At 41.8% G+C, this 17,093-nt stretch carries 18 protein-coding genes; 14 read left to right on the top strand and 4 right to left on the bottom strand.

Annotated features, from left to right (window positions below; genetic code table 11):
- The first annotated feature begins 14 nt into the window (after positions 1-14).
- The 5 genes from B6A27_RS07185 (at position 15) to B6A27_RS07165 (ending at position 5,359) form a co-directional block, all read left to right on the top strand.
- The gene (locus B6A27_RS07185; RefSeq protein ID WP_044746673.1) at positions 15-569 is read left to right on the top strand and encodes a TIGR00725 family protein; all 555 of its coding nucleotides are present in this window, start codon (positions 15-17) and stop codon (positions 567-569) included.
- Between the two features lie 240 nt (positions 570-809).
- Positions 810-2,036, top strand: coding sequence for a PLL family lectin (locus tag B6A27_RS07180; protein ID WP_080860979.1), 1,227 nt, complete (start codon positions 810-812; stop codon positions 2,034-2,036).
- Positions 2,037-2,161: 125 nt separating this feature from the next.
- Positions 2,162-3,412, top strand: coding sequence for an ATP-binding protein (locus B6A27_RS07175; protein ID WP_080860977.1), 1,251 nt, complete (start codon positions 2,162-2,164; stop codon positions 3,410-3,412).
- A gap of 264 nt (positions 3,413-3,676) precedes the next feature.
- Positions 3,677-4,327, top strand: a complete 651-nt coding sequence (locus tag B6A27_RS07170) for a glycoside hydrolase domain-containing protein (protein WP_080861013.1) — start codon at positions 3,677-3,679, stop codon at positions 4,325-4,327.
- Positions 4,328-4,453: 126 nt separating this feature from the next.
- Positions 4,454-5,359, top strand: coding sequence for a chemotaxis protein (locus tag B6A27_RS07165; protein ID WP_044746669.1), 906 nt, complete (start codon positions 4,454-4,456; stop codon positions 5,357-5,359).
- Between the two features lie 538 nt (positions 5,360-5,897).
- Here B6A27_RS07165 and B6A27_RS07160 read toward each other — a convergent pair.
- Complete coding sequence (locus tag B6A27_RS07160; RefSeq protein WP_066147019.1) at positions 5,898-6,335, bottom strand: YkyB family protein; 438 nt, start codon at positions 6,333-6,335, stop codon at positions 5,898-5,900.
- A gap of 110 nt (positions 6,336-6,445) precedes the next feature.
- On the opposite strand from B6A27_RS07160, the gene B6A27_RS07155 reads away from it, so the two are divergent.
- Both B6A27_RS07155 and B6A27_RS07150 read left to right on the top strand, forming a co-directional pair.
- Positions 6,446-7,975, top strand: coding sequence for a Ppx/GppA family phosphatase (locus B6A27_RS07155; protein ID WP_080860975.1), 1,530 nt, complete (start codon positions 6,446-6,448; stop codon positions 7,973-7,975).
- Positions 7,976-7,989: 14 nt separating this feature from the next.
- Positions 7,990-10,071 (top strand): RNA degradosome polyphosphate kinase, encoded by a 2,082-nt coding sequence (locus tag B6A27_RS07150; protein ID WP_080860974.1) that lies wholly within the window; start codon positions 7,990-7,992, stop codon positions 10,069-10,071.
- Between the two features lie 93 nt (positions 10,072-10,164).
- Here the strand turns inward: B6A27_RS07150 and B6A27_RS07145 are convergent, their stop codons facing one another.
- Positions 10,165-11,052 carry a metallophosphoesterase gene (locus tag B6A27_RS07145; RefSeq protein WP_080860973.1) on the bottom strand — a complete coding sequence of 296 codons (888 nt, stop codon included), beginning with the start codon at positions 11,050-11,052 and terminating at the stop codon, positions 10,165-10,167.
- A gap of 268 nt (positions 11,053-11,320) precedes the next feature.
- Here B6A27_RS07145 and fadH point away from each other — a divergent pair, with 268 nt between their 5' ends.
- Positions 11,321-12,085, top strand: a complete 765-nt coding sequence (gene fadH, locus B6A27_RS07140; protein WP_066147026.1) for a 2,4-dienoyl-CoA reductase — start codon at positions 11,321-11,323, stop codon at positions 12,083-12,085.
- 19 nt (positions 12,086-12,104) lie between these two features.
- On the opposite strand, the gene B6A27_RS07135 is transcribed toward fadH, so the two are convergent.
- Complete coding sequence (locus B6A27_RS07135) at positions 12,105-12,845, bottom strand: C39 family peptidase (RefSeq protein ID WP_080860972.1); 741 nt, start codon at positions 12,843-12,845, stop codon at positions 12,105-12,107.
- Positions 12,846-13,345: 500 nt separating this feature from the next.
- On the opposite strand from B6A27_RS07135, the gene B6A27_RS07130 reads away from it, so the two are divergent.
- The 6 genes from B6A27_RS07130 to cbpB all read left to right on the top strand — a co-directional run bounded on the left by B6A27_RS07130 (position 13,346) and on the right by cbpB (position 16,277).
- Entirely contained in the window at positions 13,346-14,563 is a 1,218-nt protein-coding gene (locus B6A27_RS07130) for an EAL domain-containing protein (protein ID WP_066147030.1), read from the top strand.
- Between the two features lie 54 nt (positions 14,564-14,617).
- Positions 14,618-14,851, top strand: coding sequence for a hypothetical protein (locus B6A27_RS07125; RefSeq protein ID WP_066147033.1), 234 nt, complete (start codon positions 14,618-14,620; stop codon positions 14,849-14,851).
- 184 nt (positions 14,852-15,035) lie between these two features.
- Positions 15,036-15,284, top strand: coding sequence for a YkuJ family protein (locus B6A27_RS07120; protein WP_044746660.1), 249 nt, complete (start codon positions 15,036-15,038; stop codon positions 15,282-15,284).
- Positions 15,285-15,293: 9 nt separating this feature from the next.
- On the top strand, positions 15,294-15,443 hold the full coding sequence (locus B6A27_RS18795; protein WP_183186303.1) for a hypothetical protein: 150 nt from the start codon (positions 15,294-15,296) through the stop codon (positions 15,441-15,443).
- Positions 15,444-15,539: 96 nt separating this feature from the next.
- Entirely contained in the window at positions 15,540-15,740 is a 201-nt protein-coding gene (abbA, locus tag B6A27_RS07115) for an antirepressor AbbA (RefSeq protein WP_044746659.1), read from the top strand.
- A gap of 84 nt (positions 15,741-15,824) precedes the next feature.
- Positions 15,825-16,277 carry a cyclic-di-AMP-binding protein CbpB gene (gene cbpB, locus B6A27_RS07110; RefSeq protein ID WP_066147697.1) on the top strand — a complete coding sequence of 151 codons (453 nt, stop codon included), beginning with the start codon at positions 15,825-15,827 and terminating at the stop codon, positions 16,275-16,277.
- Positions 16,278-16,291: 14 nt separating this feature from the next.
- Here cbpB and B6A27_RS07105 read toward each other — a convergent pair whose 3' ends face one another.
- A complete protein-coding gene (locus tag B6A27_RS07105; protein ID WP_080860965.1) occupies positions 16,292-17,023 on the bottom strand; it encodes a sulfite exporter TauE/SafE family protein in 732 nt (243 codons plus the stop codon).
- Between the last annotated feature and the right edge of the window lie 70 nt (positions 17,024-17,093).

The raw sequence follows: 17,093 nt of genomic DNA, 5'->3' as shown, positions 1-17,093 counted from the left end.
GGGAGAGACAGCGAATGAAGCGAATTGCAGTCATTGGACAATCAGGGGATATTCCTGACAGCGTACGAAAAATTGCGGAGCAGGTAGGCGAAGAAATTGCGAAAAGAAAGGCGGTCCTATTAACCGGCGGAGGAAGCGGAGTCATGGAAGCAGCTTCTAAAGGAGCAAAGCAGGCAGGGGGATTAGTGATTGGCATTTTAGCCGGAGATCGCACAGATGTCGCTAATGATTATTTAGATGTACCGATTACAACAGGGCTTCATTTTGATTTTCGCAGCATGGTGCTCGTTCATTCATCGGATGCCCTTATTATGATCCGCGGCGGCAATGGGACGCTTGGGGAGCTGTCAGCGGCATATATGAATCAAAAACCGGTGGTTATTATTGAAACGACAGGCGGATGGGCGACAAAAATAAAAGAGGTGGCCTATGAAGGAGGGTATTTGGATGAGCGGCGCACGGTGGAGATTGCGTTTTGCAGTTCAGCAGAAGCTGCAGTGGATCTGGCTTTTAACCGCATTTCCGAGCCGCTTGATAGCGAAAGAAATACAGGGAGAATTGGCGATTAAAAAGAGAGGGTGTCCAACGAATAGTTTGAGCACCCTCTTTTTATTTCCGTTGGAAGAGGAGTAGATCCTATGACTAATGAAAACAAAATGATAGCACGTGGCATCATGTTTGTTTATCCACCCACCATATTCTATATACATTAATCGAAGTCTTTGTACTTGTAACAAAAAAAGGACTATATAATCGGACAGCATCATACGATAAAGTGATGGGATCTTTGACAAAGAGGAGGGGATAGGATGGACCGTCTTGATCCGTATGGCATGTTTTCTGCCTATGTACCGGGATTTACTGAAATGTTAATCGATTATCATGACAGGGAAAATAGTGAAAGAAACCAAGAAATGGAGAATATATGGCGCATGATTCGTCCGAAGCTGCAGCCGCTATATGCGAAGCTGCAACAATATTATGTTCCGCGCAATATATCACGCTATATGTTTCGTGTCATTGTCCAAACAGCGTTAGATCATAAGGAACATGTGGAAGGAACAATGGATCAAAAGATTGAGCAGCTGTTTCAGCTAACTAGAAGAAACTCCCCTTGGTTGTTTACTGTGTTGCAGGCGTATCGCGTTCCGGAAAATGAAATCGAGCAAATCGTAAGATCCGTCATTCGTTTGGTGCTAGAGAATATCGGATATAGGCCGGAACAGGATTGGAGCGCGTGGGAAAGTTTAGGAGGAACATTAACATCAGGACCGGCTGTGGCGTCTTGGGGACGAGATCGGCTGGATGTATTTGCAAGAGGTGAAAGGCATCAATTGCTCCATAAATGGTGGGACGGTGTGCGTTGGAGCGATTGGGAAAATCTCTCCGGTACATTAACTTCCTCTCCAGCTGCTGTCTCATGGGGGGAAAATCGCATTGATGTATTTGGTCGCGGGCCAGAACGGCAGCTTTTGCATAAATGGTGGGACGGTGTACGCTGGAGTGAATGGGAAGACTTAGGAGGAGTGTTAAGCTCAACTCCTGCGGTGGCATCATGGGAAGCCAATCGGCTGGATGTGTTTGTGCGCGGCGAGGATCGTCATCTGTATCATAAATGGTGGGACGGTGTTCGTTGGAGTGAATGGGAAAACTTGGGCGGCATTATTACATCCGCTCCCGGAGCTGTTTCATGGGGAAAGCAAAGAATTGATGTATTTGCGAGAGGAGCAGAGCGGCAACTTTTGCATAAATGGTGGGACGGCGCGCGCTGGAGTCATTGGGAAGATCTGAAAGGTCTTCTTACTTCGAGCCCAGCAGCGGCATCTAGAGGAAAAAACCGCTTAGATATCTTTGCGCGCGGTGGGAATCATGAACTTCTTTATAAATATTGGGATGGCGCGCATTGGAGCGAGTTTCTTCATCTTGATGGAAGGCGTATTACATCTGAACCCGCTGCTATTTCATGGGGAGGAAATCGTCTCGATGTTTTTGCGCGTGGAGAGCGTAACGAATTGCTTCACCGTTGGAAAAGATGACGAAAAAACACGCTGGCTATGATTACCTAGCCAAGCGTGTTTTTATTTTTGTAAAACTCATTCAAGAAATGAAAAGAGTATGATACAATGATGGGCGATGTATCAATGAACGGGGGAAATCAAGAATGATTTTCATGATTAAGCCTCTCATTGTCAATATTACGATTTTGCTCTCATTAACATTTAATGCGAATTTATTTTTCCCTTTTCGGGACCGTCTGACTTTAACGATGCGGCAGCAAGCCATTTATGGGCTATTTGCTGCGTTTGCTGCCATGCTGTGTATGTTTTATCCAATTGAGACCCTAGGGGAGACACATTTTGATTTTCGGATGATCGTCATTTTAATTGTGACGCTATATATTGGCTGGCCGGCCGGAGGCATATGCACATTGATTGTGGTGATTACGCGTCTGATTATTGGCGGCTCTTTTGCCGGAATCGGAGTGCTTGTTTCCGTTCTTTCGTTTATCACTGCTTGGTTATTTCGGCCTTTTTATTGGAAAGCAAAAAATAAATTATGGCATGCATTAATGATTGTGATGCTGTATTTTCTTTTTTATTTTACGATCATTGTTCAAACGGTTTCATTTTTGAATTGGGAATTTTATAGTACGTATTTTGCCATGTTTTTGGCGACTTACCTGTTGATGATTGTTTTAATTGAACGCTTAATTGTGTATAATCGCCAATTTGATGAGATGGTATATATGGATAAGCTGACGATGGTCAGTGAAATGGCGGCATCCTTTGCTCATGAAATTCGCAATCCGATTACGACGGTCCGCGGGTTTGTGCAATTGCTGCAAAAGGATGCTGGAAATTCACAATTAGAGCAATTTGCTCCCCTTATTCTAGAGGAGCTAGATCGGGCAAATAAAATCATTACGGATTATTTAAAATTGGCAAAGCCGGCTGATTTTCGCTTGCAGCCGATTGATTTAAGTGAAGTGCTGCGTGACTGTGTGGACTTGCTTCGCCCGTTAGGAGCGTTTGCCAATGTGTCTATCGAATGGGAGAATATTGAAAAATGTTACGTCTGGGGAGACGAGCAATATTTAAAGCAATCATTTTTAAATATTATCAAAAATGCGATTGAAGCAATTGATAATGGCAGCGGAAGTGTCTTTATTACGACACAATCTCTTATGCAGCAAAAGACTGTCAAAGTAGTGATTGAAGATAACGGAAAAGGAATGACAGAGGAGGAGTTAAAAAAGATTGGTCTTCCCTATTACACAACGAAGTCAAAAGGAACGGGGTTAGGGAGCATGATTTCCAATCGCTTAATCCGTGAAATGGGAGGAACCGTTCATTATATGAGCCATCCTGGAAAAGGAACGCGCGTAGAGATTACATTGCCTTTAATGAAATAAGACAAACCGTCTCAGTCATATGATAATATAAAGCAGCTATACGGAGCTCATGATGTTTTTCGACGGTCAGGTAGCTACACGATGAATGGCTTCATAGATTCATGAATGGGTCTGACAGCGGGAGTATTTGGACCTTTGCTATACGAATGCGTGACCAATGCCAGTCTGCAAATATACCTTTGAGCGTCGATTTTCCAGATCTTCGTTCCATCGTTGCATTTTTCGTATAGAAAAAAGTGCAGAGAGAAAGGAATGAGAGAAATTATGGCGAGAACGGTTTGGGGAGTTGATTCCGCGGCAACAGTGACAGATCAATCGTTTTATTGCGTGAAAAATGAGCTTGGCTATCCAAAATTTTGGGGGCGTTACTTAGTAGAGGTGCCGAATGTCTCTGATGGATTAACAGCTCAAGAAATAGCTCGACTACATAGCTATGGTATAAAAATATTGCCGATCTACAACGCTTTTCGCCAAGCAACAGGATATGCCAACGGACAAGTCGTTGCACGCAATGCAGTATTTCATGCGCGTCGGCTTGGGATTCCAAAAAATAAAATGTTGTTTGCCAATATTGAAGATTTTTTTGCTGTTGATGAGGCATGGATTCGCGCTTGGGTGGAAACGCTTCAGCCTACTGGCTATCGTCCTGGATTTTATGCAGATCCATCCAAAGGGGATTTCTCTGCAGCTTATTGCGAAGCAGTACAAAAAAATAACCAAGTGGCTGTTCAATCCGTTATTTGGAGTTCAGCACCGAGACCCGGAACGACATCCGAGCAAAAAGCTCCGAAATATTCTCCGGCTTCGCCAAATTGTAAAGCGAATGCATGGGCCTGGCAATACGGACGTGATGCCGAAGCATGCCCTGTCGACACCAACCTAGCTGACCGCCGATTGCTTGATTTTTTATATTAGAAAAGCTGCCGATAAGAAGGCAGCTTTATTTTTTAGAGAGGAATTTATAAAGAAAAAGGTTTCTTATTTGCTTAGGAAAAAATATAATAAAATTAGGACATTATACGAGGAAGGACGTTATCGAAGATGAATGAAAAACGGGAGATTTTGTTAGAAAGCGGAACCAATGAATTGGAGATTGTCGAATTTTTAATCGGTACAAACCAATTTGCTATTAATGTGATGAAGGTAAGAGAAATTTTAAATCCTGTCCCCATTACAAAAGTTCCCCATTCTCATCCTAATATAGAAGGAATTATCGAATTGCGGGGAGAGGTGCTTCCCGTTATTGATATGGCCAAGGCACTCGGCTTTCCTCCATCGGAAACGCCTCAGCAAGATAAATTTATTGTTGCTGAGTTTAATCAGCAAAAAGTGGTATTCCATGTACATAATGTTACTCGGATTCATCGAATTTCTTGGAGGCAAATCGAAAAGCCTTCCCAAATGTATCAAGGACTTGATGGTCAGGTAATCGGGGTTGTTAAGCTTGAAGGCAAAATGATTTTATTGCTTGATTTTGAAAAAATGGTGGTGGATATTAACCCGGAAACAGGGATTAACGTACAGCAAGTGAAAAAACTCGGAAAACGGGAACGCTCGAATAAAAAAATCGTGGTTGCCGAGGATTCCCCGCTTTTGCGTAAACTGTTGCATGACACGCTTGCTGAAGCAGGTTATGTGCTTGTTGAATTTTTCGAGGATGGAGAAGCAGCCCTTCATTATTTACAAGCAATTGTGAAAGAAGGGAAAGACATTGAGCAGGAAGTGCAGCTTGTGATTACTGATATTGAAATGCCGCAAATGGATGGACATCATTTGACGAAAAGAATCCGCGAGGATGAAAAACTAAGCAAGCTTCCTGTTATCATTTTCTCGTCGCTTATTACCGATGATTTGCGTCATAAGGGCGAAAAAGTTGGAGCGACGGCGCAAGTCAGCAAACCAGAAGTGGGCGAGCTTGTGAAAGTAATCGATAAATATATTTTATAATCCGTGGTGACAGATAAAACCGATTCATTTGCTGTCCTTGTCCTGGATAGAATGGCGGTTTTGAGCCTCCTGTTACCGTTGGACAGTCTCTGCAAAAGGCTGTCCATTTTTTTATGTAAATGCTATTTTTAGGTATGAAAAGCCTTAATGGTTCACGATGATCGGAAACAAGGGGCTTCTCGTCTAAAAGCAGGCTGAATTTCATATAAAGATACAAACGAGAGAGGATTCCTCTTTTGCAAGGAACAACTGACAGGTCGATAAAGTGCTGAGGCCTTCATTAGAATAAGGGATAAAAGCAGGGGATTGATGAAAAATAAAAAAGAAAGGGACAAAAAGATGGCTGTAAGAGAAACGGTTGAATGATAAAGTGTATTTGCTTGTTCATGAACCGAAATGACAGAAAAGAATAAGAATAGAAAACGAGCGCCGGTTGCCGAAGGCGAGTAAACCCGACAACCGGCCGCGAGCAAAAGCGCGTCTCGTTTTGCTTATTCTGAAATGACCAGATTTCAAAGAGAGCGGCTCCATTCCATCCTTAACGTTCACCGAGCCGTTTAAATACCGGCTTTTGGTATGTTCTTGGCGAAGGTTTGTTAGCTGGTGTTTCACTGATGCCGGCATATGACTGTAACAATGCTTTGGCTTGCGACAGCGGCATTTTTGCGACAGGATTGCGATAAACGCCATTTAAGGCCCCTAAGTGCGGAAGAGTTGCGAAGTCTTCTTTTGTCGGAGGAATATGAAAATAATAGTTGCCGACAGCGACAAGAACGTCAGATTGCTGTTGGCTGTTGCGCGGATTCGGCGAGAAATGAAGACCCACCTTTTTGGCTTTGCCCTCACTAATCAGCTTCTCAATCGTCTTTTTCTTTAACAGATATAAAAAAGATGGATTTAATGCTGTTTTCGCATGGCGATTAACAGTGAAAATCGCTTTCGCTAAGTTATCTATCGTTGGTTCTAAACTCTCCATGATTCGTCTCCTTTTCAATAGGCTTGTCTAGTACTTTTATTATACAGCATGAACATTTGTTTGCAACATATGATATGATTAATGAAAAATAAACGTAAGGATGAACAAGCATGAAAGAAAAGTACGGAATCATTGATATCGGATCAAATACGATTCGTTTAGTGATTTATGAACGGCAAAAAAGCGGTCGGTTGCGTGAAGTTGAAAATGTAAAAGTGGTGGCAAGACTTCGCAGCCATTTAACAGAAGACCAGATGTTGGCGGAATCGGGCGTGTCGCTTTTATTAAATACACTGCAAAGCTTTCAGGAAATTACCCGCTATCATCGTTTAGAACGCGTCAAATGTGTGGCTACCGCTACAATTCGCCAGGCGAAAAACCAACAAGAAATCGCTGAATGGATAGAAGCGAATACAGATTTTTGTATTCGGGTACTTACTGAAGAGGAGGAAGCCTATTACGGGTTTCTTGCCGTCGTTAATTCTACGCCCATTTCTGAAGCGATAACAATAGATATTGGCGGCGGTAGCACAGAAATCACTTATTATAAAGACAGGCAACTATATGAATTACACAGCTTTCCGTTCGGAGTTTTGTCATTAAAGCAAAAGTTTGTGGCGGGCAACGTTCCAACAGATGAGGAGTTAGAGCTTCTTGCCGAATATGTAGAAGAGCAATTTCACTCTTTGCCATGGCTGCTGCAAAGAAATGTTCCTATTGTTGCTATGGGGGGAAGTGCTCGAAATGTGGTACAAGTTCATCAACTTATGTGCCGATATCCGCTTGCTGGTGTTCATCAATACGAAATGAAACGAAAACACCTGCTAGACGTTCGAAAGCTACTAACCTCACTTCCATTTGAAGACATTCAAAAATTGGAAGGTTTATCCAAGGATCGTGCGGATTTAATGATTCCTGCATTGGAGGTTTTTCGTGTACTGTATGATGTCGTAGAAGCTTCTTCGTTTGTGTTGAGCAGAAAAGGCTTGCGCGATGGCATTTTTTATGAAGAATTCACTCAACCGTTTGGGACTAGAGTATTTCCCAACGTTCTCCAAGAAAGCTTTTTCGAATTGGCACAGGATTATGATATTCGCTTAGACGATGTGGAATATGTGTCCCATCTTCTTTCGCAAATGGTGGAGCAAATTCGTTTGCTTCAATTATACCCGTTGACAGATGAAGATGTGCGGGATATGAAATGGGCTGCACGGGTGTTTTATTTAGGGCAGTATATTGATGAAGAATCAAGCAGTCAGCATACATTTTATTTATTGGCCAATCGAACCATTGATGGATTGATGCATAAGGACCGCGTAAAACTTGCCCTTATGGCTTCTTACAAAAATAAACCGTTATTTAAACAGTATATCGCTCCGTTTAGCAGTTGGTTTACGAAAGAAGAACAAAAGCGCATTCGCTTTCTTGGTGCTCTTTTAAAATTTGCTTATAGCCTAAACGATACGAAGCGAAAGATTGTTCAGCAAATGAGATGGTCTGAGCAGAGCGACACCATTATCATGAACATCATTTGTAGCGGAGATTTTCGAGCAGAGGAGTACCAGGCGGAAAAAAATAAAAAACATATCGAGAAAATACTCAAACGCCCGATTGAATTGCATTTTCAGCAAAATGAGTAAGGAAGGGAAGCACGATGGAGCTAAATAATCCAAATTATTATAATAATCGCGAATTAAGCTGGCTTGCTTTCAATAAACGTGTGTTGCAAGAAGCATTTGATGAGAGAAATCCATTGCTTGAACGATTAAAATTTTTAGCGATTTTCAGTTCGAATTTAGATGAATTTTTTATGGTGCGTGTAGCCGGCTTAAAAGATCAAGTAAAGGCAGGATTTAATAAACCTGAAAACAAAGCGGGGCTGACGCCGAAGCAGCAACTAAACAAAATTTCCGAAAAAGTATATGAGCTAGTAGCTGCTCAATATCGGTTTTATAATGAACAGCTTTTGCCCATGTTAAAAGCAGAGAAGATTTACTTGGCAGCTATAGATGAATGGACGGAAAAGCAGAGGGAGTTTTTGCAGGCGTATTTTACTGAACGGATTTTCCCTGTTTTAACTCCAATGGCCGTGGACGCGTACCGTCCGTTTCCGATGCTGCTGAACAAAAGCTTAAATTTAGCAGTTGTGCTTGATGCTGAAGAAGAGGAGGAAAGACGAAAATTAACGATTGTTCAGGTCCCCTCTGTGTTAAATCGCTTCATCCGTCTCCCATCGGAATCTGACCGCTTTGTATATGTGTTGCTCGAGGATGTCATTACGGCTCATATTCAAACGTTATTTACTGGATATGATGTGATTTCAGTGACTCCATTCCGCATTACGCGCAATGCCGATTTGACGATCCATGAAGAAGGCGCGCGCGATTTATTAAAAGAAATTGAAAAAGAGCTAAAAAAACGAAAATGGGGGGCTGCTGTTCGTCTGGAAATAAGAAAGGACGGGTTTGATCCATTTATTTTAAATTATTTATTAGAGGAATTAGAAATTGGTCATGATGACCTATATGAAATCGACGGACCGCTTGATTTGACCTTCTTTTACCGCTTTTATCAAGAACTATCTTTATATAAAGAGCATTTGGTATATGAGGCGCTTATTCCGCAGCCCCCAAGAGATTTGGATTCTGGGGAGGACATTTTTGAAAAAGCGGCGGAACAGGATATTTTGCTTCATCATCCTTATGAATCATTTGAACCCGTCATCGATTTTGTATCGGAGGCGGCAGATGATCCGCAGGTGCTCGCCATCAAGCAAACATTGTATCGCGTCAGCGGTGATTCTCCCATTATCGAAGCTTTGAAGCGGGCAGCGGAAAACGGCAAGCAAGTAACGGTCCTTGTTGAGTTGAAAGCTCGTTTTGATGAAGAGAATAATGTGCAATGGGCCAAAGAACTGGAGAAATCAGGATGTCATGTCATTTATGGCATTACGCATTTAAAAACACATAGTAAGATCACCCTGATTGTCAGGCAGCGAAATGGGAAAATCGAGCGCTTTATTCATTTAGGTACAGGAAATTATAATGATGCGACAGCCAAACTGTATACCGATTTAGGTCTCATAACATCCAACCGTGAATTTGGCGAGGATGCTACGAATTTTTTCAACTATTTAAGCGGATATATGGAAAAACCTCATTTTCACTATCTATCCGTTGCTCCATTCGATATTCGCCGCCAATTTATTCACCTCATTGATGAGGAGATTCGCCTGCATCGTCAACACGGAAATGGACGTATTATTGCAAAGATGAATGCGCTGACAGATAAAGAGCTGATTATGAAACTGTATGAAGCTTCACAAGCAGGGGTGAATATTGATTTAATTGTTCGCGGAATTTGCTGCCTTCGCCCGGGCATCCCGGGAGTTAGTGATCGCGTTCGCGTCCGCAGTATTGTTGGTCGGTTTCTTGAACATAGCCGAATTTACTATTTCCAGCATAATGGAGCGGAGAAAGTGTTTCTATCATCAGCTGATATGATGACGCGTAACATGGATAAACGAGTGGAAATTTTATTTCCGATTTTAGCCGATCATTTAAAATCAAGAATTGTGGACATTTTGTCTATCTTGCTTGCGGATAATGTGAAAGCTAGGGAACAGGATAGGTATGGTGAGTATCATTATGTGAAAAAAGCGAAGGGGGAACGGGAAATTGACAGTCAATTGTGGCTACTTAATTTAGCCTATCGCGTCAAAGAAGATGAAGAATAGAAAGAGGAAGGTGGATAAACCCGTGATACTAGTTGAGGATGATGAGGCAACGATGGTCCATACTGCTTGAATTCTCAACCTTAAATCAGTGCATCAACCATCCGACGCCGACGATGGTTGATGCTTTAATGTAAAGATTGTTAATTCAGGAGGAGTTAAAAAGCGCAATGGCATTCGAGTTGTGCCTAGGCCTCGATTGACATAAAGCCTCATTTTCCCCACCTCATAAAATCCTTCATAATACTGAATGGCCAGTGGAGGTGTGATCAGAGGACCGATGAAAGGAAGCTGGATCTGGCCGCCGTGACTATGCCCTGATAACTGCAGGTGGACAGGGTAATGCGCCGCTTGAATGGCTCCATCTGGTTCATGCAATAATAAAATGGTATAGGTAGATGGAGGAATTTGTTGAAAGGTTTGTTCAAAATGCGGGCGGCCAAGCATTAAATCGTCCATGCCCGCAATCGCGATTTTGCTTTTATCGACGAGCTGGATGATCGCATGTTCGTTCACAAGCATACGAAATCCGGCCTGATTCATGATATTTCGGTATAAATTCGTTCCATAACCTCCATGATCGTGGTTTCCGTAAATGGAGAACTTCCCAAACGGAGCACGAATTCTGGAAAGGATAGGAATAATTTGATGAGCATAAGGATATTGATGAGGAGCATCGATCAAATCCCCAGTAAAAACAACCAGATCTGGCTTGATATCGTTGATTTGGCTAACAAGCTGGTTCAGCCGCTCGAGTGAATAATAATCTCCGAGATGTGTGTCGCTAAATTGTACAATCGTCATACCATCGAAGCTCTTGGGGATTAATGGATGAGTAATTGAATGTTTACTGATGGTCAGCCGGCTTGGCTCGATAAAACGAGCGTAGTAATACCCGAAGGAAGCGATAAACATGCCTCCGAGCAGGGAGCCAATACTTTTTTTGAGAAATGTTCTTCTGTTCATTTGTGGCGTGGTTTTCATGAATTATCTACGTCCTTTCCCCATTATTTATATTATAAATGGAGAATCAAAAACAGAAAAGTAATAGATCAAGCTCAGCTTTTCATTGATTGCCTCTTGCAGGTAAAAATATCGGTTTTTCGTCGCGGAAACAGCCGATTTGTCTTTCCGTTTGTTTTATTTTCAAGAAGTATGGATATAGACCAATAAAAATGTTAGAAAATTATGTATATTTATAGTAAAATAAAAATGAATGAATAATCAGTCAGTAATTTAAGGGGGAGAAAATGTGCAGGGAAAAGTGATTATTGTAACAGGTGCATCCAGCGGAATGGGAAAATATATGGCCAAGCGGTTTGTGGCAGAGGGAGCTCGTGTTGTGATCACAGGAAGAAGATTAGAGGCGTTAGAAGAGGTGAAAAAGGAAATTGAGACCGCGGAAGGAATGGTGCTGCCGATTCAAATGGATGTGCGTGAACCTGAACTCGTCGCCGAAATGGTTCAGCGCACGGATGCGGAGTTTGGGCAAATTGACGCATTAATTAATAACGCAGCAGGAAATTTTATTTGTCCAGCTGAAAAGCTGTCAATCAATGGATGGAATAGCGTGATCAACATTGTGCTGAACGGAACATTTTATTGCAGTCGAGAAATAGGGAATTATTGGATCAATAAAAAAGCAAAAGGCACCATTATTAACATGGTTGCTACATATGCGTGGAATGCCGGTGCTGGCGTTATCCATTCGGCGTGCGCGAAAGCGGGCGTGTTAGCGATGACGCGCACACTTGCTGTAGAATGGGGCAGAAAATATGGGATTCGTGTGAATGCGATCGCTCCTGGTCCGATTGAACGAACAGGAGGAGCGGAAAAGCTTTGGGAATCCGAGGAAGCAGCGAAGCGAACATTGGCAAGTGTGCCGCTTGGCCGGCTTGGAACACCTGAAGAAATTGCTGGACTTGCTGCTTTTTTGCTTTCAGATGAAGCCGCTTACATCAATGGGGAATGCATTACAATAGATGGGGGGCAATGGCTAAACCAATATCCGTTTTAATTGATAAAAGAAGGCGGTTTCAATTATAGGAAACCGCTCTTTTTTTTAAGGCTATCCATGAACGAATAAACTGCTGCTTGTTTACTTGATGTGCTTTTTTCCCCCAGAGAGGATCGTTGATATAAACAAAATCTGAATCAAAACCGACAAGAACAACCGCATGCAAATCGAGCGGTGTACGAATCGTTTGTCCACCGTGCTTCCAGCTTTCCCAACGATCTGGAAGGCGATAATCTCCTGTTGTCCAAACAACAACGGGATGGCCATTGGAAACGTACCTAAGCAGCTCAGTGAAAGGTTGTCCAGTTAAATTAACGGCACGTTCTGGCAGATATTTTTCCATCAGCTCTACAATCGGTTCATCAAACACGGCATAACCGCTCGATTTTCCAGTCATATCTCCAACAAATCCGTCTGCCGGATTTCCCCATGAAATGATGTTTCCATGTCGATCCCTTATTTTCGGATCTAAATCCTTTTTTATTTGTTTGGCTAAGGTCAGTTTATTTACTTGGACTCCTGCATATTGCAGCACCATGGCTAAGCTTGTTACCTCACATCCATATTTCAACTCAGGAACTTGCTTAATTAACGGTACATGCAGAATCACTTTTTCGGGATTTTGTACCGCTTTCGGCTCATAACGGAAATGAGGGTTTTCTGCCTCTTTTGCCAAATGGGACGGAGGTGCTGCTTTTTTCTCTTCATTTGAGCAGCCAAGCAGCATAAAAAACGCTATTCCCATATAAAGATAGTTCATGTTCATCACCTAATCCAATCGAAATTCACTTTGAAGCAGTATATGATCTGAAACAGATATGAAGCTGAAACGAATGACAGACCTTATCATGAGAGCCTATATATTGGTATTGAACACATCCATTCGTTTGTTGTCTTTATGCTGTGTAATATGAATGAACGATATGTGTGAAAACTTATGGTTGGAAGGTAAGTCATCGACCTCCTTCGATCAAGCTAAACCGTGCCGTCGAAATCGGCTCATTCCTTTTTGGCATGGGAGACACATGTTGAGACATCAAGTTGTATTTATATAGTTACAAACAAACTTTTCTGCCTCTTCCCTTAAACAGGAACGCCAGCGAGCAAAGGGATTGGCCCGTAAAAGCGTTCACTGTTCGACGAGCGCATGCCTTAAAGCATGTTCGGACTTATAGTATGGCAACGATTTTTTTCTTTATGAGGTAGGGGAATCGTGTGGTATAATATGCAAAATGACGAGTGCAAAAAGAGGTGAGCAGCATGGATGCGTTAGATATTGTAACTAATTTGCAACGCGTCATCCCGTATTACCAAGCGATCTTTAGCGCTGATGAGCATCGCGTCATCGGCTATGAAGTACTAGGCAGATATCGCTCTGAGGATGGAATTGTAAGCTTAGGCCCTTTTTTTCATGACGAAGCCATTCCGGAGGAATTTCGCTTAGAAGTCGATGAAGTCGTAACAAGAAAGGCGCTTGACCATTTTTTATTGAATGATGACCATTCGCTGCTTATTTTTCTTAATCAAGATGCTAATTTATTGATGATGGATCGGGCAGAGTCATTTTTATCTTTATTGTTTCAATATAAAGAGAAGGGCTTGTCCTTAGATCGTATTGTGCTGGAAATTAACGAGCCGTTTTTTAAAGGAGACTTTAATCAGCTTAGTCATTTATTAACCTATATTCGTACATACGGGATTCGCGTGGCTCTCGATCATATTGGGGAACACAGCAGCAATCTTGAGCGCATTAGCCTATTGGCGCCAGATATATTAAAAATGGATTTGCATGAACTGCGAAAAATCTCGAGCAGCTACTCCTATCAGGATGTGCTTTATTCGATTTCTTTGCTTGCTCGCAAAATGGGGGCTACTCTTTTGTATGAGGATATTGAAACCTCTTTTCAGCTGCAATATGCTTGGCAAAATGGCGGCCGTTATTATCAAGGGTATTATTTGGCTGAACCGCAGTCTGCGTTGCTACCGGCTGATTTTCTAAAAGACCGTTTGCGTCAAGAGTGCCACGGATTTATTCAGCTGGAAAAGAAAAAACTGCAAATACTATACAATATTTCCGAACAGTTTCAACAGAGAGTCACAGCGCTGCTTTCCAAGTATAAAAAAACAGCAAGTTTTAACGAACTCATTTCGTCTCTAGCTGCTGAGCTGAGCGATGTATGCTTTCGCATCTATGTGTGTGACGAGGATGGATTTCAAAAATCAGCAAATATTTTCAAAAAGAGTCATGTTTGGGAACTGCAGCCGGAGTACTATATGAAGAATTGGAGTTGGCGTCCATATTTTTTAGAAAATATTGTGCGTATGCGTTCGCGTAAAAGGGGCATTTTATCAGACTTGTACGGAGATATCGAAACAGGAGAGACGATTCGTACGTACTCCTATCCGATTGATGAGTGCCACTACTTGTTCATTGATTTATCTTATAGCTATTTATTTGAGCACGATGCTCATTATTAGTATTGAATAAAATATAGGGGAAATGGGGGAAAGTAAGCACGAGGTGAAAATACGATGGCGCAAACTTCATTTATATTATCAATAATCGTATTACTTATCGCGATTATTGGATTTCTCTATACGTATTCACTTGGACGGCGCCAAAAATTGCAGGAACAATACGATGCGCCGGTGAATGAAAAAATACAAGAGCATCCGTATATTCGCAATCCTGTCCTGCTGGCATATGTGCTTGCTGGCTTGTTGGCTTTAGGCATGATTATTTATCTTGCTTTAAACAGAGGATAAACAAGCGGGGCGATCCATTAGAAGGGTTGCCCTTTTTGACGAGGGAGATTGACGAAAGAGGATACTTTACACGTTTTTTCTGATATAATCAATGGGGGAAACATGGGCATATGTTTATTTTTTTGAGAGCATCAGGCCTATACTATACATAAAGTGCCCTTTTCGTATAAAGGAGGAAGAGCTTATGTCTCAACTGCTAGGGATTATTCAACGGCTTATGCAGCTTCGTGACCAAGAGCCGAGTGGCAACGAGGCGCCGCAGCGAAATTTTGAAGTGAATGGAGAAAAAAAATGCAGTGTCACCTACCTAGCGAAAAACGATACATTTATGCTAGAGGTATATGAGAAAGGGAAGAAGCCAAATACTTACCAATTTGACAATATTGATATGATTGCGATCGAAATTTTTGAGTTATTAGATGAAAAAAAGTGAGGCGAAATCATGAAAAAAAAGCCGGTTGTTATTTGCCCTGTATGCCGAAGCCAAGCTTATTTAGAAGAGGTATTAACGGCACAATCCAATCAAAATGTGATTTATGCATGTCCTTCTTGTCAGTTTATGCTGCGCAACATTTATACAAGTAAAGGATAAAAGGTCTTCGAATAGCGAAGGCTTTTTATTTTTTTTTGGACTTTTTCATCGTATTTGTGAATATATACTAATGGATGTTGGCAAGGAGGATGAATCATGAGAAACGAATGGCTGGAAAGATTATCTTTAGATGAGCAGATGTTGCTGCTGGATGTGCTTTTTACTCAGCAGTATGCACTTGAAATTATTAGCTGCGAGCTCTCTGATATCGAAAGGGGCTACAAATATGTAGATGAAGCGCGTCATCAAAAATTAGTACAGCTGTATCATCGAATTCATGAAGAACTATCGCTTTAAAAGCGATAGTTATTTTTTTATCCAACACCGCTGAGTATGTTAAACTGAAAAGGGAAGAAGTATATGCGAAAGGCGGAAATAGGCATGATCAGTTTTGATAGCAAAGAATTTACCGGCAAAACGATTGCACAATTTTTAATTCCTTCAGAAAAAGTGGCTCATGTTCAAGTTGGAAATTACTTGGATCACGCTTTGTTAGTTTTAACAAAAACTAGATACTCCGCAATTCCTGTACTTGATATATCTTATAAGCTGCATGGACTTATCAGTACAACGATGATTATGGATGCTATTTTAGGACTAGAGCGAATTGAGCTTGAACGATTGGAGCGAATGAAAGTTGAGGAAGTGATGAATAAAGATATTCCACGTTTATCTTTAAACGACAATGTGATTAAGGGAATCGGACTGATTGTCAATCATCCTTTCGTTTGTGTTGAAAACGAGCAAGGCTATTTTGAAGGGATTTTTACAAGACGCGAAGTATTAAAACGGTTGAACAAGCAGCTGAGGCGCTTCAATCATTATAATGGATGAGGCTTCAGCGTGCTTTACCCGATCATTTTAAAAACAAGCTGAATAATCAGCAGGAATGTGACGATATTTAAAATGAGTGACAAGTGTTCTTGTTTTAGCTTTTGGGCAAGTCTGACAGACACTTGTGCACCAATGACGGACCCTAGCGCTAAAAAAGGGGCGATATGCCAGTTCACATGGCCGGCGTACAAATACGTGGCAAAGGCGCCAAAGCAGCTGATAAACGTTTGGAATCGCGTAAAGGCGATCGCCGATAAATAGTCAAGTCCTGTTGACAAATAAGTATACATTAATAACGTGGCTTGACCTGGACCGAACATTCCGTCGTAGACGCTAATTCCATAAAGCGGCGCATATAATTTTTTCGAAAAAACGGCTGACCGCTGCTGCGTCATCTTTTTTCGAAAAAACTGCAGGCTGAGAGCAAATGTCAACAACGCAATGGCGATAGCCGTCATGGTTTTTTCAGGCAGGGATGAAGCAAGCAATCCGCCTGTAATCCCCCCTCCTAAGCTGATCGGAACGATAAAAGCGGTTTGCTTCCAGCCGATTTTTCCTTCGCCAAGAAGTACAAAAAAGCTTGAAAATGAACTGATCATATTGGAAAATTTAGCGGCGGCGATCGCTTGATGGACAGGTACGCCTGTTAAAAGCAGGACAGGCATGCCAATTAAGCCACCACCGCCGGCCAGAGTTCCAACAAACGATGTTAATGCCCCGATGACGATAAATAAGGCATAGTCCATATGCAACCGTCCTCTCCTTGGTTTAGTATTTTCTACTATCATCATATACAATTTAATGGTATAAGGAAAT

Source organism: Anoxybacillus sp. UARK-01 (assembly GCF_002075365.1).
In the GTDB taxonomy this organism is placed as follows: domain Bacteria; phylum Bacillota; class Bacilli; order Bacillales; family Anoxybacillaceae; genus Anoxybacteroides; species Anoxybacteroides rupiense.
The sequence above is the reverse complement of the archived record's forward strand: the minus strand, read 5'-3'. Positions and strand labels throughout refer to the sequence as shown.